General features: G+C 74.8%; 23 protein-coding genes. 8 read left to right on the forward strand and 15 right to left on the reverse strand.

The genetic code is table 11. The features are described from left to right. Positions 1-60 precede the first annotated feature (60 nt). Positions 61-642, reverse strand: a complete 582-nt coding sequence (locus tag ACERUJ_RS11630) for a TerD family protein (RefSeq protein WP_370248696.1) — start codon at positions 640-642, stop codon at positions 61-63. Between the two features lie 218 nt (positions 643-860). Between ACERUJ_RS11630 and ACERUJ_RS11635 the strand changes: the two genes are divergently transcribed. Further along, the gene (locus tag ACERUJ_RS11635) at positions 861-3,041 is read left to right on the forward strand and encodes a molybdopterin-dependent oxidoreductase (protein ID WP_370248697.1); all 2,181 of its coding nucleotides are present in this window, start codon (positions 861-863) and stop codon (positions 3,039-3,041) included. Between the two features lie 31 nt (positions 3,042-3,072). Here ACERUJ_RS11635 and ptsP read toward each other — a convergent pair whose 3' ends face one another. Continuing rightward, positions 3,073-4,764, reverse strand: a complete 1,692-nt coding sequence (gene ptsP, locus ACERUJ_RS11640; RefSeq protein WP_370248698.1) for a phosphoenolpyruvate--protein phosphotransferase — start codon at positions 4,762-4,764, stop codon at positions 3,073-3,075. A 91-nt stretch (positions 4,765-4,855) separates the two neighbouring features. Between ptsP and ACERUJ_RS11645 the strand changes: the two genes are divergently transcribed. The 5 genes from ACERUJ_RS11645 to ACERUJ_RS11665 all read left to right on the forward strand — a co-directional run bounded on the left by ACERUJ_RS11645 (position 4,856) and on the right by ACERUJ_RS11665 (position 9,248). Continuing rightward, complete coding sequence (locus tag ACERUJ_RS11645) at positions 4,856-5,635, forward strand: DeoR/GlpR family DNA-binding transcription regulator (RefSeq protein ID WP_370248699.1); 780 nt, start codon at positions 4,856-4,858, stop codon at positions 5,633-5,635. Then, a complete protein-coding gene (locus ACERUJ_RS11650) occupies positions 5,632-6,615 on the forward strand; it encodes a 1-phosphofructokinase family hexose kinase (protein ID WP_370248700.1) in 984 nt (327 codons plus the stop codon). The genes ACERUJ_RS11645 and ACERUJ_RS11650 overlap by 4 nt, the downstream gene beginning before the upstream one ends. Next, complete coding sequence (locus ACERUJ_RS11655; RefSeq protein WP_370248701.1) at positions 6,612-8,666, forward strand: fructose-specific PTS transporter subunit EIIC; 2,055 nt, start codon at positions 6,612-6,614, stop codon at positions 8,664-8,666. Before ACERUJ_RS11650 ends, ACERUJ_RS11655 begins: the two co-directional genes overlap by 4 nt. A gap of 31 nt (positions 8,667-8,697) precedes the next feature. After that, positions 8,698-8,961 (forward strand): HPr family phosphocarrier protein, encoded by a 264-nt coding sequence (locus ACERUJ_RS11660; protein ID WP_370248702.1) that lies wholly within the window; start codon positions 8,698-8,700, stop codon positions 8,959-8,961. A gap of 122 nt (positions 8,962-9,083) precedes the next feature. After that, positions 9,084-9,248, forward strand: a complete 165-nt coding sequence (locus ACERUJ_RS11665) for a hypothetical protein (RefSeq protein WP_370248703.1) — start codon at positions 9,084-9,086, stop codon at positions 9,246-9,248. A 16-nt stretch (positions 9,249-9,264) separates the two neighbouring features. Here ACERUJ_RS11665 and ACERUJ_RS11670 read toward each other — a convergent pair whose 3' ends face one another. The 10 genes from ACERUJ_RS11670 to rimP all read right to left on the reverse strand — a co-directional run bounded on the left by ACERUJ_RS11670 (position 9,265) and on the right by rimP (position 19,224). After that, a complete protein-coding gene (locus tag ACERUJ_RS11670) occupies positions 9,265-10,269 on the reverse strand; it encodes a hypothetical protein (RefSeq protein ID WP_370248704.1) in 1,005 nt (334 codons plus the stop codon). Between the two features lie 5 nt (positions 10,270-10,274). Beyond that, complete coding sequence (locus ACERUJ_RS11675) at positions 10,275-11,234, reverse strand: bifunctional riboflavin kinase/FAD synthetase (RefSeq protein WP_370248705.1); 960 nt, start codon at positions 11,232-11,234, stop codon at positions 10,275-10,277. A gap of 119 nt (positions 11,235-11,353) precedes the next feature. Then, on the reverse strand, positions 11,354-11,530 hold the full coding sequence (locus tag ACERUJ_RS11680; protein ID WP_370248706.1) for a DUF1059 domain-containing protein: 177 nt from the start codon (positions 11,528-11,530) through the stop codon (positions 11,354-11,356). Positions 11,531-11,616: 86 nt separating this feature from the next. After that, entirely contained in the window at positions 11,617-12,561 is a 945-nt protein-coding gene (locus ACERUJ_RS11685; RefSeq protein WP_370248707.1) for a sensor histidine kinase, read from the reverse strand. A gap of 169 nt (positions 12,562-12,730) precedes the next feature. Beyond that, entirely contained in the window at positions 12,731-13,630 is a 900-nt protein-coding gene (gene truB, locus ACERUJ_RS11690; RefSeq protein ID WP_370248708.1) for a tRNA pseudouridine(55) synthase TruB, read from the reverse strand. Further along, on the reverse strand, positions 13,623-14,093 hold the full coding sequence (gene rbfA / locus ACERUJ_RS11695; RefSeq protein WP_370248709.1) for a 30S ribosome-binding factor RbfA: 471 nt from the start codon (positions 14,091-14,093) through the stop codon (positions 13,623-13,625). The genes truB and rbfA overlap by 8 nt, the downstream gene beginning before the upstream one ends. 152 nt (positions 14,094-14,245) lie before the next feature. After that, positions 14,246-17,077 carry a translation initiation factor IF-2 gene (gene infB, locus ACERUJ_RS11700; protein WP_370248710.1) on the reverse strand — a complete coding sequence of 944 codons (2,832 nt, stop codon included), beginning with the start codon at positions 17,075-17,077 and terminating at the stop codon, positions 14,246-14,248. Between the two features lie 104 nt (positions 17,078-17,181). Next, the gene (locus ACERUJ_RS11705; protein ID WP_370248711.1) at positions 17,182-17,550 is read right to left on the reverse strand and encodes a YlxR family protein; all 369 of its coding nucleotides are present in this window, start codon (positions 17,548-17,550) and stop codon (positions 17,182-17,184) included. 70 nt (positions 17,551-17,620) lie between these two features. Next, the gene (nusA, locus tag ACERUJ_RS11710; RefSeq protein WP_370248712.1) at positions 17,621-18,598 is read right to left on the reverse strand and encodes a transcription termination factor NusA; all 978 of its coding nucleotides are present in this window, start codon (positions 18,596-18,598) and stop codon (positions 17,621-17,623) included. Continuing rightward, positions 18,598-19,224, reverse strand: coding sequence for a ribosome maturation factor RimP (gene rimP / locus ACERUJ_RS11715; protein WP_370248713.1), 627 nt, complete (start codon positions 19,222-19,224; stop codon positions 18,598-18,600). Before rimP ends, nusA begins: the two co-directional genes overlap by 1 nt. Before the next feature lie 141 nt (positions 19,225-19,365). On the opposite strand from rimP, the gene ACERUJ_RS11720 reads away from it, so the two are divergent. Beyond that, positions 19,366-20,388, forward strand: a complete 1,023-nt coding sequence (locus ACERUJ_RS11720; RefSeq protein ID WP_370248714.1) for a DUF4439 domain-containing protein — start codon at positions 19,366-19,368, stop codon at positions 20,386-20,388. Between the two features lie 262 nt (positions 20,389-20,650). On the opposite strand, the gene ACERUJ_RS11725 is transcribed toward ACERUJ_RS11720, so the two are convergent. Together ACERUJ_RS11725 and ACERUJ_RS11730 are read right to left on the reverse strand one after the other, a co-directional pair. Beyond that, entirely contained in the window at positions 20,651-20,806 is a 156-nt protein-coding gene (locus tag ACERUJ_RS11725; RefSeq protein WP_370248715.1) for a hypothetical protein, read from the reverse strand. 139 nt (positions 20,807-20,945) lie between these two features. After that, positions 20,946-21,656, reverse strand: a complete 711-nt coding sequence (locus tag ACERUJ_RS11730; protein ID WP_370248716.1) for an HAD family hydrolase — start codon at positions 21,654-21,656, stop codon at positions 20,946-20,948. Between the two features lie 53 nt (positions 21,657-21,709). Between ACERUJ_RS11730 and ACERUJ_RS11735 the strand changes: the two genes are divergently transcribed. Beyond that, on the forward strand, positions 21,710-22,330 hold the full coding sequence (locus tag ACERUJ_RS11735; RefSeq protein ID WP_370248717.1) for a TetR/AcrR family transcriptional regulator: 621 nt from the start codon (positions 21,710-21,712) through the stop codon (positions 22,328-22,330). A 23-nt stretch (positions 22,331-22,353) separates the two neighbouring features. On the opposite strand, the gene ACERUJ_RS11740 is transcribed toward ACERUJ_RS11735, so the two are convergent. Then, complete coding sequence (locus tag ACERUJ_RS11740) at positions 22,354-24,123, reverse strand: proline--tRNA ligase (protein ID WP_370248718.1); 1,770 nt, start codon at positions 24,121-24,123, stop codon at positions 22,354-22,356. Positions 24,124-24,143 lie beyond the last annotated feature (20 nt).

Here is a 24,143-nt window from a genome sequence, read left to right on the forward strand (position 1 = left end):
CCGCTGCTGCGGGCCCGCCGCGAGGTCACCGGAGCATACGGCGACCGGTGTGGGTGGTGCTCATACGTTGACGCCGTAGTCGCGGGCGATGCCCGCCAGGCCCGAGGCGTAGCCCTGGCCGATCGCGCGGAACTTCCACTCCCCGCCGTTGCGGTACACCTCGCCGAAGACCATGGCGGTCTCGGACGCGGCGTCCTCGGCGAGGTCGTAGCGGGCCAGCTCGGTGCCGTTGTCGGCGTTGACCACGCGGATGAAGGCGCCGGTGACCTGGCCGAAGTTCTGGCCGCGGGCGTCGGCCTGGTCGATCGAGACGAGGAAGACGATCTTGTCGGTCTCGGGACCAAGGGCGGCGACGTTGACGTCGACCTTCTCGTCGTCGCCGTCGCCCTCACCGGTGCGGTTGTCGCCCTGGTGCACGACGTTGCCGTCGGGGGAGGTGAGGTTGTTGTAGAACACGAAGTGCTGGTCGGAGATCACCTTGCCGTCGGTGCCGCACACCAGCACCGAGGCGTCGAGGTCGAAGTCGACACCGGTCGTGGTGCGCACGTCCCAGCCCAGACCGACCAGGACCTTGTTCAGGCCGGCGGGTCCGGCCTCCTTGGTGAGGGAGACGTTCCCACCCTTGGACAGGCTGACTACCATCGCGGATCCTCTCGGGGTACGGCCCGGACCCTGCTGGTCCGGCGCCGGAGTGACTGACGCTGCCACCCTACAAACGCGGGCGCGTCCATGGGGGTTCCCATTCGCACGGACTTGAACCCCGCGACTCCTCCCCCGACTCGCACCGGGACGGACCGCCCGGGATCGGATCGGGGCACCGGACACGTGCCCCGCGTCACAGGTCGTGCCACGATGCCTGCGTGAGCGACGCCCCGAACACCCCGCCGTCCCCCCGGACCGACCTCCCGCTGCTGCCCTCGCGGCTGCCCGCCGACGGCGAGCACGCCGGCGTGTGCAACCTGTGCGAGGCCACCTGCGGGCTGCGGATCACCGTGGCCGGCGGCGCGGTCACGGCGGTGCGCGGGGAGCCCTCGGACCCGCTCTCGCGCGGCTACGTGTGCCCGAAGGGCGTCTCGCTGGCCGACGTCTACGCCGACCCCGACCGTCTGACGGTGCCGCTGCGGCGCACGGCGGACGGCTGGGAGGAGATGGCGTGGGACGACGCCGTCGAGCTCGTCGCGCAGCGGCTGGCGGGCACCATCCGCGACCACGGTCGCAACGCGGTGGCGACCTACACCGGCAACCCCTCGGCCCACTCCCTGGGCGCCCTCACCCACGGCCTGGTGCTGCACCGGGCGCTGCGCACCCAGCAGCGCTTCAGCGCCTCCTCGGTGGACCAGGTCCCCCACCAGCTCGTGACCCACCTGCTCTACGGCCACCAGCTGCTCGTGCCGGTGCCCGACCTCGACCGCACCGACCACCTGCTGGTCATCGGCGGCAACCCGATGGCCTCCAACGGCTCGATGATGACCGCCCCCGACTTCCCGAACCGGATGCGGGCGCTGCGGGCCCGGGGGGGCCGGCTGGTGGTGATCGACCCCCGCCGCACCGAGACCGCGCGGATCGCCGACGAGCACCACTTCGTGCGCCCCGGCACCGACGCCGCGCTGGTGCTGGCGATGCTGCACGTGCTGCTGCACGAGGCCGACACCGCGCCCGCGCTCCCGGAGTGGATGGACGGCCTGGAGGAGGTGCGCGCGCTGGTCGCACCGGTCACGCCCGACCTCGCCGCCAGCGTCACCGGCGTCCCGGCCGACGTCGTCCGCCGCCTGGCGCTGGACCTCGCGGCCGCACCGCGGGCGGTGGTCTACGGCCGGCTCGGGGTCTCGACCCAGCGCTTCGGCACGCTCACCCAGTGGGGCATCCAGCTGCTCAACATCGTGACCGGGAACCTCGACCGCGAGGGCGGCTCGATGTTCACCGAGCCCGCCGCCGACATCGTGGGGATGGGCGTCATCGGCGCCGGCTCGGTGGGCCGCTGGACCAGCCGGGTGCGCGGGGTGCCGGAGTTCGCGGGCGAGCTGCCCTCCGCGGTGATGCGCGAGGAGATCGAGACGCCGGGCGAGGGACAGGTGCGCGCGCTGGTCACGATGGCCGGCAACCCGGTGCTGTCCACGCCCGAGGGCCACCGGCTGGCCGAGGCGCTGGACGGACTCGACTTCATGGTCAGCATCGACGTCTACCTCAACGAGACCACCCGGCACGCCGACGTCATCCTCCCGCCGACCTCCGCGCTGGAGCGCGACCAGTACGACCTGCTCTTCCACGCCCTCGCGGTGCGCAACACCGCCCGGTTCGTGCCCGCGCTGGCCGAGCCCGGCCCCGACCAGCGCCACGACTGGTGGATCTTCAGCCGTCTCGGCACCCGCATCGCCGAGCTCCTCGACGAGCCGCTGTCCGGCCAGGCGGCGCTCACGGCCAGCGTCACTCCGCGCGACGTCGTCGCGCTGCTGCTGCAGCAGACCGGCCGCACCACGCTCGAGGCGCTGTTGGCGGAGCCGGCGGGCGTGGACCTCGGACCGTTGCGGCCGGTGCTGCCCGAGCGGCTGCAGACCCCCGACCGGCGGGTCGCGCTGGTGCCGGCGCTGGTGCGCGAGGAGGTCGCCCGCTTCGCCGCGTGGAGCGAGGAGGCGGCGGGCGCCCCGACGGGTGAGGAGCTGCTGCTGATCGGTCGCCGCCACCAGCGCGACTGCAACTCCTGGCTGCACAACACCACCCGCCTCACCCGCGGTCGGCCGCGTCACCACCTGCTGATGCACCCCGACGACCTCACCCGGCGCGGCCTGCAGGACGGCGCGCGCGTGCGCGTGACCTCCCGGGTGGGCAGCGTGGAGGTCGAGGTCAGCGCCACCGACGACGTCATGCCCGGGGTGGTGTCACTCCCCCACGGCTACGGCCACGGGGTGGCCGGCGTGCGGCTGCGGGTGGCCGCGGAGGTGCCCGGGGTGTCGATCAACGACCTCACCGACACCGCCGCGCTGGACGTGTCGGGCAACGCGGCCCTCTCGGCGGTGCCGGTGACCGTGGCCGCCGCCGGTTGAGCCGGGCGGTCGGACGGGCCCGACCGCCCCGTCAGCCGGCGAGCACCGCCGCGACCGCCGCCCGCGCGGCCGCGGGGTCGTCGGCGGCCAGCGCCGCCTCGGCGGCCTCCTCGCACTGTGCCAGCGTGGTGGCCGCCAGCCGCGCGCCCACCGGACGGATGGCCGCCGTGGCCATCGACAACGAGGTGATCCCCAGCCCGACCAGCACGCAGGCGAGCAGCGGGTCGGCGGCGGCCTCCCCGCACACGCCCACCGGCTTGCGGGCCTGACGCCCGGCCTCGGCGGTGATGGCGATGAGCTGCAGCACCGCGGGCTGCCAGGGGTCGGTGAGGTGGGCCAGGTCGGTGGCCATCCGGTCGGCGGCCATCGTGTACTGGGTGAGGTCGTTGGTGCCCAGGGACAGGAAGTCCACGACCTCGAGCAGCCGGTGGGCCAGCAGCGCGGCGGCCGGCACCTCGACCATCGCGCCGGCCTTCAGGCCCCGGGCGTGCACGGCGGCGGCGAAGTCGCGGGCCTCGGCGACGGTCGCGACCATCGGCGCCATCACCCAGGTGGGCACCGCGGTGCGCCGGGCCGCCGCGGCCACCGCGTCGAGCTGCCGCTCGAGCAGGCCGGGGTCGTCGAAGGAGAGCCGCAGCCCGCGCACCCCCAGCGCGGGGTTCTCCTCCCCGGCGTGCGTGGCGAAGGCGATCGGCTTGTCGGAGCCCGCGTCGAGGGTGCGCACCACGACGTAAGCCCCCTCCCCCGCCGGCGCCGCCGCGAGGACGTCGGCGTAGATGTCGGTCTGCTCGGCCACGGTGGGCTCGGTCTGCCGGTTGAGGAAGCACAGCTCGGTGCGGAACAGGCCCACGCCCTCGGCGGGGCCGGCGGCGGCCTCGGCCGCGGAGGCGGCGTCGGCGACGTTGGCCACCAGCCGCACCGCGACGCCGTCGGCGGTGACGCCGGGACCGCTCCAGGCCGCGAGCCGCGCCCGCTCCTGCGCGGAGGCCTCCACCCGCGCGGCGGCGTCGGCCGGGTCGGGGTGGAGCTCCAGCTCGCCCCGCTCGCCGACGACCAGCGCGAGGGTGCCGGTGGGGACTCCGAGCGCCCCGGCGACGCCGACCACGCAGGGGATGCCGAGCTGCCGGGCGATGATCGCGGTGTGGCTGGTCTTGCCGCCGCGCTCGGTGACCAGGCCGAGCACCCGTGCGGGGTCGAGTCCGGCGGTGTCGGCGGGAGCAAGGTCCTCGGCCACCAGGATCGAGGGCACCTCGGGCGCGGGGACGCCGGGCTCGGGCTGCCCCACGAGCCGGGCCCGCAGCCGCTGCTCGATGTCGAGCAGGTCGGTGGCCCGCTCGGCCATCAGCCCGCCCATGTCGGTGAAGGCGGTCACGAACTGCGCCACGGCCCCGCGCAGCGCGTCGAGCGCCGGCTCGCCGGCAGTGAGGCGCTTGCGCACCGCCCCGCGCAGCCCGCGGTCGCGCACGAGCCCGGCGCTCGCGGTGAGCACCTCGGCCGCCGCCCCGCTGGCGCGGGCGGCCTTGGCCTCGAACCCGCCGGCGACCAGGGCCACGGCGGCGTCGTAATCGGCCAGCGCCTCCGCGGGGTCGGCCGGTCCCGAGCCGTACGCCGCGACGGCCGCGGGGTCGAGATCGCGGGCCACCACCAGCACGGGGCCGAGGGCGGTGCCGGGCACGACGGGGGTGCCGGTGAGCAGCTGCGGAGCGGGAGCGTCGGTGACCACGCTCACAGCCTAGGCGCCCCTCCCCCTTGACAGTCAACACAATCGGGCATAAAACAACATGAACCAACATCAGTGAAGGAGGTCACACCGGATGTACGCCGAAGAGCGCCAGCAGGCGGTGGTCCGCCTGGTCACCCAGCGTCGCCGCGTGGCCGTGTCCGACCTGGCCGCCGAGTTCCGGGTGACGACCGAGACCGTGCGCCGCGACCTCTCCCTGCTGGAGAAGCAGGGCCTGGTGCGCCGGGTGCACGGCGGCGTCGTGCCCGCCGACGCCCTCGTGCCGCTGGAGACCGGCCTCTCCGAGCGCGACCACACCCGCGCCGACCTCAAGGACCGGATCGCCCGCGCCGCGCTCGCGCTGCTCCCCGGCACCGGCGGCTCGGTGCTGCTCGACGCCGGCAGCACCACCGCCCGACTCGCCGACGCCCTGGCCCTCACGCGCAGCGCCGACCACCGCCTGGTCGTGCACACCCACGCCGTGCCGCTGGCCGCCCGGCTGGTCAGCGCCCCGCAGGTGGACCTGCACGTCCTGCCCGGCCGGGTGCGCACCGCCACCGGCGCCGGGGTCGGCGCCGACACCGTGCTGCACCTGCAGCGCCTGCGCGCCGACGTCGCCCTCCTCGGCACCAACGCCCTCAGCCCCGACCACGGGGCCTCCACCCCCGACGCCGACGAGGCCGCGGTGAAGCGGGCCCTCGTCGGGGCCGCGCACCGGGTGGTCGTGCTCGCCGACTCCTCCAAGCTGGGCCGCCAGGCCGGGGTGCGCTTCGCCGACCTGGCCGAGATCGACGACGTCGTCACCGACGACGGCGTGGAGGCCGCCGACGTCCGCTGGCTCGAGGACGCCGGCGTGGAGGTGCACGTCGCATGATCGTGACCCTGACGGCCAACCCGAGCCTGGACCACACCATCACCCTCACCGGACCCCTCGAGCGCGGGGCGGTGCAGCGCACCGCCGGCGTGCTCGGTCAGCCCGGCGGCAAGGGCATCAACATCTCCCGGGCCTGCCGCGCCGCCGGCGTCCCGACCACCGCGGTGTTCCCCGCGCCGGCGATCGACCCCGTGGTACGCGGCCTGCAGGAGGCCGGCGTCCCGGTGCGACTGGCGGTGACCGACACCCCGGTGCGCACCAACATCACCCTCACCGAGCCCGACGGCACCACCACCAAGCTCAACAGCCCCGGAGCGGCACTGAGCGCCGCCACCCTGGCAGATCTGGCCCGCGGGCTGCAGGAGTCCCTCGACCCGCTCGGCTGGGCGGTGCTGGCGGGCTCGCTGCCGCCGGGAGCGTCCGCGGACCTCTACGCCGACCTCGCGGCCGACCTGCGCCGGGCCGGACGCCGGGTGGCCGTCGACACCAGCGAGGCACCGCTCGCGGCCCTGGTCGCGCGGATGCGGGCCGACGCCGCGTGCGCCCCCACCCTGCTCAAGCCCAACGCCGAGGAGCTGGCCTCGGTGGCCGGCGGCACGGGCGAGGTGCTGGAGGCCGACCCGGTCGCCGCCGCCCGGGCCGCGCGCACGCTGCTCGACCTCGGCGTCGCGGAGGTGCTCGCGACCCTCGGCGGCCACGGCGCGGTGTACGTCAGCGCCGAGACCCCCGACCGCGCCTGGCACGCCCTGCCCGGGCCGACCACGGTCGTCAGCACCGTCGGCGCCGGCGACGCCAGCCTCTTCGGCCACCTGCTCGGCCACCTGCGGGGCCTCGCCCCCGCCCCCCGACTCGCGCTCGCCGTCGCCTACGGCAGCGCGGCCGCCGGCCTGCCCGGCACCACCACCCCGCAGCCCGCCGACGTCCACCCCGACCGGGTGCGCGTCCGCGAGCTCGCCCTCACAGGAAAGACAGGCGCATGACCGACTCGATCACCTCGCTGATCAGTGCCGACCTGGTCCGGCTCGACGCCGACCTCGGCACTGACAAGGACGCCGCGCTCGCGGCGCTCGCCGACGTTGTCGCGGCCGCGGGCCGCACCGACGACCCCGCCACGCTCGTGGCCGACGTCCGCGCCCGCGAGGCCAAGTCGGCCACCGGGCTCCAGGGCGGCATCGCGATCCCCCACTGCCGCACCACCGCGGTCACGGAGGCCACGCTCGCCTTCGCCCGGCTCACGCAGCCGATCGACTTCGGCGCCAAGGACGGCCACGCCGACCTGGTGTTCCTCATCGCGGCCCCCGAGGGCGGTGACACCACGCACCTGCAGATCCTCACCAAGCTGGCCCGGGCGCTGGTCAAGCCCGACTTCGTGGCGGCGCTGCGGTCGGCGACGACCGCCGAGGAGGTCGTCACCGCGGTGCGCGCCGTCGTCGACACCGCTCCGGCTCCGGCCGCCCCGGGCCTGGCGAAGGCGCCCGCCGCCGCGGCCACGCGCCGCCTCGTGGCGGTGACGGCGTGCCCGACCGGCATCGCCCACACCTACATGGCCGCCGAGGCCCTCGAGGCCGCCGCGGCCCGGGCCGGGGTGCAGCTCTCGGTCGAGACCCAGGGCTCGGCCGGCTCGAAGCCGCTGCCCGCCGACGTGATCGCCGGCGCCGAGGCCGTCATCCTCGCCTGTGACGTGGGGGTGCGCGACAAGGCCCGCTTCGCCGGCAAGCCGGTGGTGAGCAGCGGCGTCAAGCGCGCGATCGACGGCGCCGACGCGATGATCGCCGAGGCGCTCGCTGCCGCCACCGACCCCGCCGCCCCGCGCGTCGAGGGTGAGGCGTCGGCCGCGACGGCCGCCAGCACGGCCCACGAGTCGACCGGCACCCGGATCCGCCGGATCCTGATGACCGGGGTGTCCTACATGATCCCGTTCGTGGCGGCCGGTGGTCTCCTCATCGCCCTGGCCTTCCTCTTCGGCGGCTACCAGATCGCGCTCGGCTCGACCTTCGACGGCACCGAGGGCATCAACACCGCCCAGCACATCGTGCTCAACTCCTCCTTCACCGATCTGCCGAACCCGGCCGACTACGTGATGGCCAACACCGAGCTGCCCCACGGCGCGTTCCTCACCTACCTCGGCGCGCTCCTGCTGGTCCTCGGCGGTGCGGCCTTCGGGTTCCTCGTGCCCGCCCTGGCCGGCTACATCTCCTTCGCGATCGCCGACCGCCCCGGGATCGCACCGGGCTTCGTGATGGGCTCCATCGCGCTGCTCACCGGCTCGGGCTTCATCGGCGGCATCATCGGCGGCGTGCTCGCCGGCGTCATCGCCGCCCGGATCGGCGCGATCCAGGTGCCCGCCTGGGCCCGCGGGCTCATGCCCGTGCTCGTGATCCCGCTGGGCGCCACGCTCGGCGCCGGCCTGGTCATGATCGTGGCGCTGGCCAAGCCGCTGGCCTCCCTCACCACCAACCTCAACGACGGCCTCGGCAATCTCGCCGGCGGCTCGGCGATCGTGCTCGGCATCGTGCTCGGCCTGATGATGGCCTTCGACATGGGCGGCCCGCTGAACAAGGTCGCCTACGTCTTCGCCACGACCGGACTCTCCGCCGCCGGTACGGCCACCGACGCTCCGCAGCTGAAGGTGATGGCGGCGGTGATGCTCGCCGGCATGGTGCCGCCGATCGCCCTGGCCCTGGCCACCGTGGTGCGCCCCGGCCTGTTTAGCGCCGCCGAGCGGGAGAACGGCAAGGCCGGCTGGCTGCTCGGCGCCAGCTTCATCACCGAGGGCGCGATCCCGTTCGCCGCGGCCGACCCGCTGCGCGTGATCCCCTCGATCATGCTCGGCAGCGCCGTGACCGGCGGTCTGGCGATGGCGCTGGACGTCACCCTGCGGGCCCCGCACGGCGGCATCTTCGTGCTCTTCGCCGTCGGCAACATCCTCGGCTTCCTGGTCTCGCTGCTCGCCGGGGTGGTGGTCGCGGCCGCCGCCGTGATCGGATTGAAGTCCCTGCGCGGCGCCGAGGCCGTCCCCGCCGTCGCCTGACGCGGACCCCACCCACGAGAAGGAGCACCCGATGCCCACCCAGACCGTCACCGTCGGCTCGAGCGTCGGCCTGCACGCCCGACCGGCCTCGATCATCGCCGACGCCGCGGCCGACCTCGACTCCGAGGTCTTCCTCGCCGTCCCCGGCGAGGAGCCGGTCGACGCCGGGTCCTCGCTGCTGATCATGACCCTCGGCGCCGGCCCCGGCGACACCATCGAGGTGTCCGGGGACGACGAGGCCGACGTCGCGGCGATCGCCGCGCTCGTGGCCAAGGACCTCGACGCCGAGGACTGAGCACGACCTCCGGTCCACCCGGTCCGTCCCACGTCGGGGGCGGCGGCGCCCCCGCGGCACCGCCGCCCCCGACGCACGTGCGGGTCCTCGTCACGGACGCCGGCCGCGGGTACGGTTCGGCTGTGCCTGCCCCCTCGCCCTTCCTGGCCGCGCTCGCCGTCGGCTGGGCGGCGCTCGGCGTGTGGACCCTCGTCACCGGGCGGGTCCTGCTCGGCGTGGCGCAGATCGCCGTCGGTCTGCTGTTCCTGTTCCGCGGGCTGCGCCGCGACCGGCGGCCGCGCGCCTGAGTGGCAGAGCGGCAGCTCAGGTCGGCTCGGCGAGGACGAGGTAGACGACGCGGGTCGCGAGCGCCCGCTCGAGCTCGTCGGTGACGGCGGCGAAGAACTGGCTGCGGTAGGTCTCGTCCGTCACGGCGTTGACGGTGAAGGACAGGCCCGAGAACGCCGCCAGGAACAGCGAGACCTTCACCAGCTCGACCGAGACGTTCGGGGCGATCCCGAAGCTGTGCACCTGCTCCTGGGCCGTCCAGGCCACCTGCACGCCCTCCCCCACCGCGAGGGAGCCGAAGAGCAGGAAGAACCCGAAGACGGCCAGCACCAGCAGCAGCACCTGCACGAACTGCACGAGCAGCAGCACGAGCACCAGGTTGGTGCGGGCCGCGCCGGTGAACTCCACGTGGACCGGTCGCCAGCCCCGGGCGACCGCGGCGTCGACGTGCGCCGCCAGCGGGGTGCCGGCGGTCGCGCGGCGCAGGAACGCCTCGTCGACGTCCTCGTCGACCCGGTCCACCTCGTCGGGCAGGCGCACGAGCAGGAACACGGCCGCCAGCCCGAGCAGCAGGAGCACCACCAACCACAGCGTGCTCCCGGGCAGGGCCGCGCTGAGCTGCCACACCTCGGCGTTGATGAACAAGAACGTGACGAACACCAGCAGCAGCGGCAGTGCCCGGCTGGCGGTGGGCACGAGCAGGCGCAGCCCGCGCAGCGTGCGCGACACCGCCCACCGCACGATGGGCCCGGCGCACAACGGCCCCAGGCAGTACCAGACGGCACCGGCGAGCAGGAGCGACACCGTGACGGCGGAGCCGTCGGCGACGTCGCCGAGCAGCCCGGTCCCGATGCCCGCCCCCACCGCGACGGCGGTGAGCAGGGCGGCGGAGGCGACCAGGCGCCGGGGCGCCGCGGCGGACCGCACCTGGGCCCGCACCGTCGGCACCACGTAGCTCAGCCCGTGCCGGCGGAACCACAGCTCGGCCTCGCGCAGGTCGGGCGCCGGGCCGGATGCGGGGCCGGACGCGGGAGCGGACACCGAGGTCAGGCGCCGGCGGCGGGCAGGCCGAGGACGGCGCGGGTGCGCGCGACGTCGTCGGCCATCTGCGCCAGCAGCGGGTCGATGCCCTCGTAGGCGACCATGCCGCGCAGCCGCTCGACGAAGGACACCTCCACCTCGACGCCGTACAGCTCGAGGTCGGTGCGGTCCAGGACGTAGCTCTCGACCCGGCGGTCGCGCACGCCGTCGAAGGTGGGGTTGGTCCCCACGCTGATGGCGGCGGGCAGGCGCTCGGAGCCCCCGTTCCCGTCAGGACGTGTGAGCCAGCCGGCGTACACGCCGTCGGCCGGGCTGGCGTACCCGGCCGCGACCGGCAGGTTGGCGGTGGGGTAGCCCAGCTCACGACCCCGCTGGTCGCCCTGCACCACGGTGCCGCGCACCGAGAACGGGCGCCCCAGCGCCTCGGCGGCACCGGCGACGTCACCGGCCACCAGGCAGGTGCGCACGTAGGTGGAGGACCACACCTGGGGACCACCGTCGAGCTCGACGCCCTCGGCCTCGAACCCGGCCTCGCGCCCGAACCCGATCAGGCTCGCGACGTCGCCCCCGGCCCGGGCGCCGAACCGGAAGTTCGCGCCGACCACGACCGCCCGCGCCCGCAACGCCTCGACGAGCACCGCACGGACGAACTCCTCCGGGCTCCACGCGGCCATGGCGAGGTCGAAGGGCAGCGCGAGGACGTCGTCGACGCCGGCGCCGCGCAGCAGGGCGGCGCGCTCGGGCAGGGAGGTGAGCATCGAGGGGGCGTGCTCGGGGCGCAGCACGGCCATCGGGTGCGGGTCGAAGGTCACCGCGACGAGCGGGACGTCGAGCCGGTCGGCCGCCTCGCGGGCCCGCGCGATCACCGCCCGGTGCCCGCGGTGGACGCCGTCGAAGTTGCCGATCGTCACGGCGCTGGCGGTCAGCGTCGCAGGGATCTCGTCGAACGAGCGCCAGATCGTCACACCGACCAGCCTATCGCTGTCCTCCCCCGCGCCCGGGAGTGGACACGACCGACCGGTCCCGCGCCGTGAGGACGGCGCCGGACCGGCCGGTCGGGAGGGGAACGCGTGACGCTCGGGAGTCAGCCGACCTGGATCTTGCTCTGCACGGCGGCCGCGATCTCGGGAGTGATCTCGGTGATGCCGTGGTCGGCGGCGGCGTGGGAGGCCACGGCGGACATCAGCTCGGACTGGTCGCCGGACTCGAAGGTCGCAGCGCACCCGGGCATCACGTCGCCGCATGCGAGTCGGTACTTCATGTTCTCTCCTGGGGTTGGCGACGTCGCGACCGCCTCCGCGCCGCCGAGCCGGCGCAAGGAGTGAGGACGGGCACGGGTCTGGTCACTTACACGGACCGCACCGGAGGGACCGGGCGGATCGGGGGGTCCTGGTGGATGCGGCGGTCCGGCACACGCAGCCAGAACACCGCCTCGTCGTCGTCCTGCTCGACCCCGACCGTGCCGCCGTGGGCGACGGTGAGCGCCCGGGCGAGGTAGAGGCCGGCGGTGACGGCGACGTCGTCGTACTCGAAGGGTTCGAAGAGCCGGTGCAGCACGCGGGGCTCGATCGGGTCGCCCTCGCGGATGATCCGCAGCTCCAGCCAGGGCTCCACGGTGCGCACCTCGAATCGCACGTCCAGCGGTCGCGGGGCGGTGGTGGCCACGGTGTGCCACAGGTCGCGCAGCGCGCGGGCGAACAGCTCGACGTCGACGGTGATCTCGACGTCGGGACCCTCGCCCCCGACCTCGGAGGCCGGCAGCAGGGCGGCCGTGAGGTCGCGGACCCGGGCCCGGTCCGGGGCCACCGAGATGCGCCCGAGCATGGCGGCGGTGAGCAGCTCGACGTCGAGCGCGCGCTCGTGCAGGAGGTCGATGGTGGCCTGGAGGCGGTCGACCACCTCGGTGCTCATGCGCTGCTGCACCGGGGTGCTGTGCAGCAGACCGACCCAGCCCTGGGCCTCGGCGAGCGGGGCGCGCAGGCCGTGCAGGAAGACCGAGAGGAACCGGTCGCGCTCACGGGCGACCTCGCCGGAGGGGCGGTTGGTGACCTGCGCGGTGCCGGCCTCGACGAACGAGCGCACCCAGCGGTGCAGCAGGGCCGGCTCGACGGCCCAGCGCTGCGCGACGGCGTCGTGGGTCTCGCCGGCGAGCACCTCCAGGACGGCCGAGACGCGCGGGTCGACCGACTCCGTCTCGCGGGCGGCCTCCGGGGCACGGTCGGCGAGCGCGGCGACGCCGACGAACCGCTCGTGGCGGCCGTGGTCGCCCCTGCTGGCGGCGTTCCCTGCCATGGCACCCCCTCTCCCGCGTCGAGCGTAGGCCAGCACCGGAGCAGATGCACGCGATCTGCATCACCGGAGTTACGGATCCGATGAAGATGACCCGATCGGATGTCGCGGATGGTTCCGCAGGGCCACCCCGCGGGCGTCGGTCGGCCGGTTCCGGGAGTCGGCGACCGGGTCAGACGAAGACGGCGACCGGCCGGGCGCCCGCCTCGCCGCGCGGCTCGTAGAGCGCGAGGAACTCCCCGTCGGGGTCGAAGAGCGCGGTGAGTCCGGACAGGGCGAGGTCGTCGAGCCGACGACCCACCCGCACGTCGGCAGCCTGCGCGGGGGTGAGGTCGTGGGAGGTGAAGGCGCGCCGGGCGGCCTCGGCGATCGGCAGTACCGAGCCCCGGGGGTCCTGCGCCACCTCCTCCACCGTGCGGGCCAGTCCGAGGTCGTAGGGACCCACTGCAGTGCGGCGCAGGGCGGTGAGATGTCCCCCGACACCGAGGGAGGCTCCGGCGTCGCGGGCGATCGCCCGCACGTAGGTGCCGCTGCTGCAGCGCAGGGAGAAGTCGGCCTCGAGACCGCGGACGTCGGTGACCTCGAGCTCGTGCACGGTCACGCGGCGGGCGGCGAGCTCGACCTGCTCGCCGTCGCGCACGCGCTGGTAGGCGCGCTTGCCGTCGACCTTGATCGCCGAGACCGCGGTCGGGACCTGGTCGAGGTCGCCGCGGTGGTCCTCCAGCGCCGCCCGGATCCGTTCCGGGGTCACCGACGCCAGTGCGGCGGCGTCGGCGGTGGTCAGCACCTCGCCCTCGGCGTCGTCGGTGGTCGTGGCCACCCCGAAGCGGGCCGTGGCGTCGTAGGCCTTCTCGGTGAGCATCAGGTGCCCGAGCAGACGGGTGGCGCGCTCGACCCCGACGACCAGCACCCCGGTGGCGAGAGGATCGAGCGTCCCTGCGTGGCCGACCTTCCGGGTCCCGAGCGCACGCCGCACCCGCGCCACGACGTCGTGGGACGTCAGGCCCGCGGGCTTGTCGACGACGACCAGCCCCGAGGGGGCCGGCACCCGCGGCGGACGGGGCTCAGTCATCGTCGCCGGCAGCGGGCTCCTCGAACCCGTCGAACTCGTCGTCGTCCTCGCGCGGCTTGCGGTAGGGGTCGGCCTCGCCGGCGAAGTCCTTGCCCTCGCGCACCGCGGCCAGCTCCTCGTCGGCCCGGCGCGCCCGCTCCAGGGCGTCGTCGATGACCTTGGCGGTCTCGGGGAGGGCGTCGGGGACGAAGGTCAGCGAGGGCACGTGACGCATGCCGAGCTGCTTGCCGACCTCGGAGCGAAGCAGCCCCTTGGCCGACTCCAGGGCCGCCGCGGTGCTGGCGAGGTCGGCGTCGGCGCCGAGCACGGTGTAGAAGATCGTGGCCTGCTGGGAGTCGCCGGTGAGCCGGACGTCGGTGAGGGTGACGAACCCCAGCCGCGGGTCCTTGATCCGGCGCTCGAGCATCTCAGCGACGATCACCTGGATGCGGTCGGCGATCTTGCGCACGCGGGGGCTGGCCATCGCCCCTCCCTTCGGGGTCGTTCAGGTTCGGGGGGCGGTCGCGCGGCCCGGTGAGGGGCCCGGACCGGACGACGGTCGGTGGCCGCCCCGCAGGGTGGCACCGACCGTCGCGGTGGTGGGTCGGGCGCCGACGGCGCCCGCCCCGACCGGTGTCAGGAGCGGGGGATCTCCCGCATCTCGAAGGCCTCCACGACATCGCCTTCCTTGATGTCGGAGAAGTTGCGCAGCACCAGACCGCACTCGAAGCCCTCACGGACCTCGGAGGCGTCGTCCTTCTCCCGCCGCAGCGAGATGAGGTCGAGGTTCTCCGCCACGACGTTGCCGTCGCGGATGACCCGGTACTTGGCGTTGCGACGGATCGTGCCGCTGGTGACCATGCAGCCCGCGATCGAGCCGCCCGCGACCTTGGAGGAGCGGAAGATCGCGCGGATCTCCGCCTGGCCGAGGGTGGCCTCCTCGTACTCGGGCTTGAGCATGCCCTTGAGGGCCGCCTCGATCTCCTCGATGGCCTGGTAGATCACCGAGTAGTAGCGGATCTCCACGCCCTCGCGGTCGGCCATCTCGCCGGCCTTGCCCTGCGGGCGGACGTTGAAGCCGATGATGATCGCGTCCGAGGCCGCGGCCAGGTCGACGTTGGTCTCGGTGATCGCACCGACACCGCGGTCGATGACCCGGATGCCCACCTCGTCGCCGACGTCGATCTGCGACAGGGCGTCCTCGAGCGCCTCGACCGAACCGGACACGTCGCCCTTGAGGATGAGGTTGAGCTCCTGGCTCTCCCCCTTCTCCATCGAGGCCATGAAGTCCTCGAGCGTGCGACGGATGCGGCGCTTGGCCTGCATCGCGGCACGCTCGCGGGCCTCGCGCTTCTCGGCGATCTGGCGGGCCATCCGGTCGTCCTCGACGACCAGGAAGTTCTGGCCGGCGCCGGGCACGGTGGACAGACCCAGCACCATCGCGGGACGCGCGGGGTCGGCCTCGGTGATCTCCTGGCCGTGCTCGTCGAGCATCGCGCGGACGCGGCCGTGGGCCGGACCGGCGACGATCGAGTCGCCCACGCGCAGCGTGCCGCGCTGGACCAGGATCGTGGCCACCGGACCGCGACCGCGGTCCAGGTGGGCCTCCACGACCAGGCCCTGGGCGTCCTGCGTCGGGTTGGCCCGCAGGTCGAGCGAGGCGTCGGCGGTGAGGACGATCGCCTCGAGCAGCTTGTCGAGGTTCAGCCCCGCCTTGGCGGAGACGTCGACGAACATCGAGTCGCCGCCGTACTCCTCGGGCACCAGGCCGTACTCGGTGAGCTGACCACGCACCTTGGTGGGGTCGGCCTCGGGCTTGTCGATCTTGTTGACCGCGACCACGATCGGGACCCCGGCGGCCTTGGCGTGGTTGAGCGCCTCGACGGTCTGGGGCATCACACCGTCGTCGGCGGCCACGACGAGCACCGCGATGTCGGAGGACTGCGAACCACGGGCACGCATGGCGGTGAACGCCTCGTGACCCGGGGTGTCGATGAAGGTGATGCGGCGGTCGGCGCCGTCGACCTCGGTGTGGACCTGGTAGGCGCCGATGTGCTGGGTGATGCCGCCGGCCTCCTTGTCCACCACGTTGGCGTCGCGCAGCGCGTCGAGCAGCTTGGTCTTTCCGTGGTCGACGTGACCCATGACGGTGACGACCGGGGGCCGCACGACGAGGTCGGACTCGTCGCCCTCGTCCTCGCCGAACTCGATGTCGAAGGACTCGAGCAGCTCGCGGTCCTCGTCCTCGGGCGAGACGACCTGGACGACGTAGTTGAGCTCCTCACCGAGCAGCTCGAGGGTCTCGTCGCCCACGGACTGGGTGGCGGTGACCATCTCGCCGAGGTGGAAGAGCATCTGCACCAGCGAGGCCGGCTCGACGCCGATCTTGTCGGCGAAGTCGGTCAGCGAGGAGCCGCGGGCGAGCCGGATGGTCTCGCCGTTGCCCTTGCGGACCCGCATGCCGCCGATCGTCGGGGCCTCCATGGCCTCGAACTCCTGGCGACGCGCCCGCTTGGACTTGCGGCCACGACGCGACGGACCGCCGGGGCGGCCGAAGGCACCCTGGGTCTGGCCACGCTGGCCGGGGCGACCGCCACCGCCACCGGGGCGACCGGGGGCGCCGGCACCGGGGCCGCCACCGAAGCCGCCGCGACCCGGGGCACCGCCACCGGGACGACCGGGCGCACCGCCACGGCCGGGAGCACCCGGACGACCGGGCGCGCCGGGGCGCGGTGCACCGCCGGGTCCGCGACCGAAGGCGGCCGGGGACTTGGGCATCATCGCCGGGTTGGGGCGCGGCATGCCGGGACGCGGCGGCGCACCGTCGCGGCCGGCGGGCGGACGCGGCGGGCGGTTGTCGGCGTCGCCGCCGGCGGCCGGGGCCGACGGCGGGGCGGCGGGACGGCGTCCCATGCCCTGGCTGGGCGCGAACGGGTTGTTGCCGGGCCGCGGGGCACCCGGGCGACCGACCGGCCGCGGAGCGGGCGTCGGGGCCTTCGGGGCCGCCGGGCGCGCGGTGCCGCCGGCGGGCGGCTCCCCCGCCGGGGTCGCCGGAGCGGCCGGAGCCGCGGGAGCCGCCGGCGCCTGCGCGGCGGGCGTCTCGGGCTGCGGGGCGGGCGCCGCGGCGGGCGTCTCGACCTCGGGGGCCTTCGGGGCGGGTCGCGGACCGGGACGCGGGCCGGGACGGCCCGGCGCCGGGGCGCTGGTCGCGGCCGGGGCGGCGGGCGCCGCCGGGGCCGCGGGCGCGGCCGACGCGGCGGGGGCGGACGGGGCAGCGGCCGGCTGGCCGCCGCTCGGAGCGGCCTTGAGGGCCTCCCCGTACTCCTTGCGGAAACGCATCTCCGCCGGGAGCTCGACGGTGGAGCTCGCCGACTTGACGAACTCTCCCATCTCCTTGAACTTCTCGAGAACGAACTTGCTCTCGACGCCGAACTCCTTCGCGAGTTCGTGCACGCGGGTCTTCGCCACAATTCTCCTTCTGGCTCGACCCGCGGGACCCCGGGAGGGGGGCGGTGACCGAGCCGTTAGTGGATCCGGTGTTGCTGGCTCATCGGGAAGTACTCATCGAGTGCTCATGAGCTGGTGCTCCAGTTCCCTGGTGGTGGTTTCTCGGTCTGGTCGGTCGAGGGGTGCTCCGCCCCGCGCGCCACGCCGAGGTGCTCGGTGAGCACCGCGAGCGAGAGCCCCGGCCCTCCGGTGACCCGGAGTGCACGGCCGAAGGCCTTGCGACGCACGGCGAGGTCCAGGCACGCGAGGGTGGGGTGCAGGTGCGCCCCACGACCCGGTGCCGTCGCCGCCGGATCGGGCACCACGGCCGGCCGGCCGTCGGCGTCCGAGCCTGCGGTGACCCGCAACAACTCGTCCTTGGCGACCCGTCGACGACATCCGACGCACGTACGGACCGGGGTCCGCGGCACGAGGGAGGAGGTTCGGTGGGTCACCGTCGGTCAGTCTAGCCACTCCGAGGGCCTGCGACCGAACCGGCGGCTCGGCCCCGCCCCGCGGACCCGGTCAGGCGTCGGGCTGCTCCTCGTCGCCGTGGATGTCGATGCGCCAGCCGGTGAGTCGCGCCGCGAGCCGGGCGTTCTGGCCCTCCTTGCCGATGGCGAGGGAGAGCTGGAACTGCGGCACGACCACCCGGGCCGACTTGCCGGCCAGATCGACCACCTCGACGCTGGAGACCCGGGCGGGCGAGAGGGCGTGGGCCACCATCCGCGCCGGATCGGCCGACCAGTCGACGATGTCGATCTTCTCGCCGTTCAGCTCCGCCATCACGTTGCGCACCCGTTGCCCCATCGGCCCGATGCAGGCGCCCTTGGCGTTGACGCCGGGCACGGTGCCGCGCACCGCGATCTTGGTGCGGTGGCCGGCCTCGCGGGCGATCGCGGCGATCTCGACCTGGCCGCTGGCGATCTCGGGCACCTCCAGGGCGAAGAGCTTCTTCACGAGGTGGGGGTGACTGCGGCTCAGGCTCACCTGCGGACCCCGCATGCCCTTGCGGACCGAGAGCACCAGCGCCTTGATCCGGGTGCCGTGCGTGTAGTCCTCGCCCGGCACGCGCTCGCTCACGGGCAGCAGCGCCTCGAGCCGGCCGAGGTCGACCATGACGTCGGCGGGGTTGCGGCCCTGCTGGATGACGCCGGAGATGAGGTCGCCCTCCTTGCCGGAGAACTCACCGAACTTCTGCTCGTCCTCGGCGTCGCGCAGGCGCTGCAGGATCAGCTGCTTGGCGGTGGTGGCGGCGATCCGGCCGAACCCGGCCGGGGTGTCGTCGAACTCGCCGATCCGCTGGCCGTCCTCGTCGACCTCGGCGGCGAACACGGTGACGTGCCCGGTCTTGCGGTTCAGCTCCACACGCGCGTCGCTGATCGCCCCCGGCGTCTTGTGGTAGGCGGTGAGCAGCGCCTGCTCGATGGCCTCCACGAGCACCTCGAACTTGATCTCCTTGTCCCGCTCCACCATGCGCAGGATGCTCAGGTCGATGTCCATCAGTGCTCCTCCTCCGTCTCGTCGGTCCCGTCGGTCCCGTCGGTCTCGTCGGACCCGTCGGGGTCGTCCTCCAGGGCGTCGAACGCCGCCCGGTTGAACTCGATCTGCACCAGCGCCTTGACCACCTCGGCGTACGGCACGGCGCGCTCGGCGCCGTCGACGACCAGCAGCACGCGGCCCTCGGCGTCGGGCGACACGGCGTCGGCGGTGCGGCCGATGCGTCCGGTGAGCGAGGTGCCGTCGGCGAGGGTGAGCGCCACGAGGCGTCCGGCGTTGCGGCGCCAGTGGCGCGGCAGGGTGAGCGGGCGGTCCACCCCGCGCGAGGTGACCTCGAGGGTGTAGGGCTGCTCCCCCATCACCGCGGCTCCGGCCGGGGCGTCCAGGACGGCGTTGACCGCGCGGGTCGCCTCGGCCACGTCGTCGAGGGTCACGCCACCGTCGCGGTCGACTGCGACCCGCAGCACGCGGCGCTTCCCGGCAGGGGTGAGCTCCACGGCCTCGAGGTCGTAGCCGGCCTCGGCCAGGGCGGGGACCAGGATCGCCTCGATCTGCTGCACACGCTCGGGCCGGGCGGCCGAGGGCGTGGCGGAGGGGCGCTGATCACGGCCCCCGGACGGTGTCGACATGGACCCTCCTGTGCGGTTGTGGGCGTCCGCGCGGACGGCGGGACGCCGGGTCCCGCGGCTGCGGGACGAGCCCCCACCTTACTCGGCGACGCACCGATGCTCGTGCCCGGGCGGCCCGGGGCGCGCACTACGCTCGGGCCCGTGCCGCCGCCCCTGGACCTGCCCCGTTCGCGCCGCGACCTGCTGCGCGCCGGCGGCCTCGGGCTGGTCGCGACGGCGGGCCTGTCGCTGACGGCCGGCTGCGGCACCCGGCCGGCCGCAGGGCCCGGCACGGCCACGGGCGACGACGTGCTCGCCACCCGGCTCGCGGCCGCGGTCGCGCGTGCTCGCGTGGCGGCCGAGGCCGCGGCGCAGGCCGCTCCCGCGCCCGACGCGGCGCGGGCCTGGCGCGAGCTGGCCACCCTGCACCGCCGCCACGCGCGCGAGCTGCCGGCGCCGCCGGCCGAGGCCACGACGGTCCCGCGCGGCCCGTCGGCACGTGCGGTCGCCGGGCGTGCGGAGCTGGGCCTGGCCGACACCGCCGCACGGGTGGCCGTGCTCGCGGCGAGCGGGCCACTGGCCCTGCTCGCCGGCTCGGTCCGGGCCGCCCTGGCCCAGCGCCTCCTGCTCGATCCGGTCCTCGGACTGCCGCGCCCGGACACCGGCGCGGCGACCGTGGACGCCGCCGTCGCCGCGGTGCCGACGGCCCCGCTCCCGGTCGAGGAGGCCGGGGAGGCCCACGCCGCGGGGCTGGTGACCGCACTGGCCGCCGAGCACGCGGCGGTGGCGGTGGTCGGCACCCTCGCGGCCCGCCTGCCGGCCGCGCTCTCCCCCGGGGGGCACGACCGACTGCTGCTGGCACTGGCCCGCCACCGGGCCCGGCGCGACGCCCTCGCGCTCACCTGGCCGAGCGTGGCCCGCACCGCCCCGGCCGCCGCCGCCTACGACGTCCCCTCCACGTCCCGACCGGCCGAGGTGATCGCGGCCCTGGCCACGGTGGAGCGCCGGTGCGCCGACGCCGCCGGCTTCCTGCTGGCCAACGCGCCGGCGACGTCCGCCGGGGCGCGGACCGGGAGGACCGGGCGGGCCGGGGACCGGCCGTGGGCGCTCGCGACCCTCGTGGACGCGGCGGTGCAGGACGTCGACGCGGGTGCGGGGGCCGGGACCTGGCCCGGCCGCGTCTGAGGCCCCCGGTCGGCCGATCCGCCGGGCGATCACGTCCGCAGGTCCGGGAACGGCGACAGGTCCGCGCGTCGCTCCGTCGGGGAACTCCCGAGACGCCCCCCGACGGAGCGATGCGCGGACCTGTGTCCGGCCGGCGCAGCGGGACCGCGGAGCCGACACCTGGGAGCATGCGCTCCCGACGCGGGCCTCACACGCCCGGATCGGCTTCACGAAGGTGCAGTGCGAAACCATGCAACGCCCGGGTGCACGGGCCCGCCGGGCCTCAGCGGCCCGCGCAGGCGATCCCGCAGCGCTCGTTCTCGACCGCCGCACCGGAGGGCGCGGCCACACCCAGCACGAGAGCGGCGGTGAGGGCGGGGAGACCGGCGAGCACCGCGATGCGGGCGAGGCGGCGGGGACGGGCGGGCGTGGGGGTCATGACGGATCCTCTCGACAGCGACGCCGCGGCGCTCGCCGCGGCGGTGGCGCCACGCTGCCGCGCACCCGGACCACGGGGCCAGCGCGCACCCGGCTCAGGTTGTCGCGCTGCAGGTTCCTGAACCCCGTCCGGGTCCCGGTCAGGCCGTGAGCCAGCCGTCCACGACGTCGAGCAGGTCCAGCAGGGTGTCGATCCGCGCGTCGGGCTCGCCCTCGGTGTGGCCGCGCTGCTCGTCCGGGATCACGCTGTGCGGCACCCACACCGCGCGCATCCCGGCCTGCTGCGCACCCCAGACGTCGTCGTAGAGACGATCGCCGACGTACACGCAGCGCGCGGGGTCGGAGGCCCCCACCGCCTCCATCGCGGCGCGGAAGGCCAGCGGGGAGGGCTTGGTGTGGGGGATCTCGGAGCTGTAGACGTCGCCGTCGATGAGGTCGAGCACGCCGTCGCGGGCGAAGAAGCCGCGGTGGACCTCACGCGACCACAGCGTGTTGGACAGGATGCCGACGGCCAGGCCGCGGGCCCGCAGACCCTCGAACAGCGGACGCACCTCGGGATCGGTGAGGGTGTGGGGCTCCCAGAAGGCGTAGTAGGCCGCGAGCAGGTCGGGGTCGTGCTCGAGCCCGGCCACGGTGAACAGGTCGGCCACGGTCGCGCTGACCTGGTGGTCGCGGCTGCGGCCCCACACCACCGACCCCGCCTCGTGCAGCAGCCGCTGGGAGACCTCCGGGGGATGCGGGGCCCGGACGACGGCCTCGGCGAGGGCGAGCGACTCGGCGTGGAAGTCGATGTCGTGCCAGGCGGTGAGGGTGCCGCCCCAGTCGAAGATGACGGCGTCGAGGGTGCCCATGCCCGGCAACCTACCGGCGCACCGAGATGCCGGGGCGGTTAGGGTGCGTGGCCATGACGGCTCGGCGCACGCAGGCGGAGCGCACCGCGGCCACCCGCGCCGCGCTCGTGGCCGCGGCACGGCCGCTGTTCGCGGCCCGCGGCTTCGCCGGCGTCGGCACCGACGAGCTCGCCTCGGCCGCCGGCGTGACCCGCGGCGCGCTCTACCACCAGTTCGGCGGCAAGGAGGGGCTGTTCGAGGCGGTCGTGCAGGCCGTGCACGGCGACGTCGTGGACCGGCTCGCCAGCGCGCTCGGCACCGGACCGCAGCTCGACGAGGGGCCCGGTCAACCGGTACCGGCCGACCTCGGCAGCGTGATCGACGCCTGGCTGGAGGTGTGCACCGACGACGAGGTCCTCCAGATCGCGCTGCTCGAGGCGCCGACCGCCCTGGGCTGGTGGCGCAGCCGCGAGATCGCGCGCGGCAACGGCATGGACCTCGCCGCGGCGGTGGTGCAGCGCATCATCGACGCCGGCGGCGTGCCGGCCCAGCCGGTGTGGCCGCTCACCCACGTGCTCGTCGCCGCCCTGGAGGAGGGGGCGCTCATGGTGGCGCGCGCCGAGGACCGCGTCGCGGCCGCGGCGGAGGTGCGCACCGCGCTGCGCACGATCCTCGACGCGCTGCTGCGCACCTGAGGGCGCCGGGGCGGCCGTGACCGTCAGCCCCGCACGACCCCGAGCACGTGCTCGAGCACCCGGTCGGCCGGCACCTGCTCGGCGGTGCCGGAGCGGCGGTCCTTGACCTCGACGACGCCGTCGGCCAGGCCCTTGCCGACCACCACGATGGTGGGCACGCCGATCAGCTCGGCGTCCTTGAACTTCACCCCGGGGCTGATCTTGCCGGTGCGGTCGTCGTAGAGCACCTCCAGCCCGGCGGCGTCGAGATCGCCGGACAGCTGCTCGGCGAACTCGAACAGCGAGGCGTCCTTGCCTGCGGCCACGACGGTGACGTCGAAGGGCGCGACGTTGCGCGGCCAGCACAGGCCGGCGTCGTCGAGGGTGCCCTCGGCGATGGCGGCGACCGCGCGGGTGACCCCGATGCCGTAGGAGCCCATCGTGACGGTGACGAGCTTGCCGTTCTCGTCGAGCACCTTCAGGTCCAGCGCCTCGGCGAACTTGCGCCCCAGCTGGAAGACGTGGCCCATCTCCAGGCCGCGCTCGGCCTCCAGGGTGCCGCCGTCGCCGTGGGGGCAGGGGTCGCCCGCCCGCACCTCGGCGGCCTCGATCGTGCCGTCGGGGGTGAAGTCCCGGCCCGCCACGAGGTCGACCACGTGCCGGCCCGGGGCGTCGGCACCGGTCACCCAGCGGGTGCCCTCGACGACGCGGGGGTCGACGAGGTAGCGGATGCCCGTGCTCGACTCCTCCCCCAGCGCACCGGGGCCGATGTAGCCCTTCGCCAGCGCGGGGTGGGCGGCGAACTCGGCCTCGCCGAAGGGGCGGAACTCGGCGGGGTAGACCTGCGCCTCCAGCCGCTTCTCGTCCACCTCGCGGTCGCCGGGCAGGCCGATCGCGAGGGTCTCGGTGCGCCCGTCGGGGTGCTCGAGCACGAACAGGACGTTCTTGAGGGTGTCGCCCCCCGTCCAGGGGCGGTCGGCGCGGGGCTCGGCCTCGTTCAGGTGCGCCACCAGGGTGTCGATCGTGGGGGTGCCCGGGGTGTCGACGACCCGCGACGCGGGCGCGTCGTCGAAGGGCACTGCCGCAGGTGCGGGGATCGAGACGGCCTCGACGTTGGCGGCGTAGTCGCACACCGTGCACTGCACGAAGGTGTCCTCCCCGACCGCCACCCGGGCGAGGAACTCCTCCGAGCGCGAGCCGCCCATCGCCCCGGCGTGGGCGGAGACGATGACGTAGTCGAAGCCGAGCTGGTCGAAGATCCGCACGTAGGCGTCGCGGTGGGCCTGGTAGCTGGTCTCCAGCCCGGCGTCGTCGACGTCGAAGGAGTAGGAGTCCTTCATCGTGAACTCGCGGCCGCGCAGCAGGCCGGCCCGGGGCCGGGCCTCGTCGCGGTACTTGGTCTGGATCTGGTAGATCGAGAGGGGCAGGTCCTTGTAGGAGGAGTACAGGTCCTTCACCACGAGGGTGAACATCTCCTCGTGCGTGGGCCCGAGCAGGTAGTCCGCGCCCTTGCGGTCCTGGAGCCGGAAGATGCCGTCGCCGTACTCGGTCCAGCGCCCGGTGGCCTCGTAGGGCTCGCGGGGCAGCAGGGCGGGGAAGCTCAGCTCCTGCGCCCCGATGGAGGCCATCTCGGCACGGATGATGGCCTCGATGCGCCGCAGCACCCGCAGCCCCAGCGGCAGCCAGGTGTAGATGCCGGGAGCGGCGCGGCGGATGTAGCCCGCGCGGACGAGCAGGCGGTGGCTCGGCACCTCGGCGTCCGCGGGGTCGTCGCGCAGGGTGCGCAGGAACAGGGACGACATCCGCTCGATCATGGGCTGAAGGCTACTGAGTG

This window comes from Nocardioides sp. (assembly GCF_964228225.1).
In the GTDB taxonomy this organism is placed as follows: Bacteria; Actinomycetota; Actinomycetes; order Propionibacteriales; family Nocardioidaceae; genus Nocardioides.

Coding starts and splice junctions, on each gene's coding strand:
- rimP (WP_370248713.1), bottom strand. CDS start 19,224: ATGTCGACACCGTCCGGGGGCCGTGATCAGCGCCCCTCCGCCACGCCC.
- ACERUJ_RS11645 (WP_370248699.1), top strand. CDS start 4,856: ATGTACGCCGAAGAGCGCCAGCAGGCGGTGGTCCGCCTGGTCACCCAG.
- truB (WP_370248708.1), bottom strand. CDS start 13,630: ATGACTGAGCCCCGTCCGCCGCGGGTGCCGGCCCCCTCGGGGCTGGTC.
- rbfA (WP_370248709.1), bottom strand. CDS start 14,093: ATGGCCAGCCCCCGCGTGCGCAAGATCGCCGACCGCATCCAGGTGATC.
- ACERUJ_RS11660 (WP_370248702.1), top strand. CDS start 8,698: ATGCCCACCCAGACCGTCACCGTCGGCTCGAGCGTCGGCCTGCACGCC.
- ACERUJ_RS11740 (WP_370248718.1), bottom strand. CDS start 24,123: ATGATCGAGCGGATGTCGTCCCTGTTCCTGCGCACCCTGCGCGACGAC.
- nusA (WP_370248712.1), bottom strand. CDS start 18,598: ATGGACATCGACCTGAGCATCCTGCGCATGGTGGAGCGGGACAAGGAG.
- ACERUJ_RS11685 (WP_370248707.1), bottom strand. CDS start 12,561: ATGGCAGGGAACGCCGCCAGCAGGGGCGACCACGGCCGCCACGAGCGG.
- ACERUJ_RS11730 (WP_370248716.1), bottom strand. CDS start 21,656: ATGGGCACCCTCGACGCCGTCATCTTCGACTGGGGCGGCACCCTCACC.
- ACERUJ_RS11655 (WP_370248701.1), top strand. CDS start 6,612: ATGACCGACTCGATCACCTCGCTGATCAGTGCCGACCTGGTCCGGCTC.
- ACERUJ_RS11725 (WP_370248715.1), bottom strand. CDS start 20,806: ATGACCCCCACGCCCGCCCGTCCCCGCCGCCTCGCCCGCATCGCGGTG.
- ACERUJ_RS11680 (WP_370248706.1), bottom strand. CDS start 11,530: ATGAAGTACCGACTCGCATGCGGCGACGTGATGCCCGGGTGCGCTGCG.
- ACERUJ_RS11650 (WP_370248700.1), top strand. CDS start 5,632: ATGATCGTGACCCTGACGGCCAACCCGAGCCTGGACCACACCATCACC.
- ACERUJ_RS11630 (WP_370248696.1), bottom strand. CDS start 642: ATGGTAGTCAGCCTGTCCAAGGGTGGGAACGTCTCCCTCACCAAGGAG.
- ACERUJ_RS11735 (WP_370248717.1), top strand. CDS start 21,710: ATGACGGCTCGGCGCACGCAGGCGGAGCGCACCGCGGCCACCCGCGCC.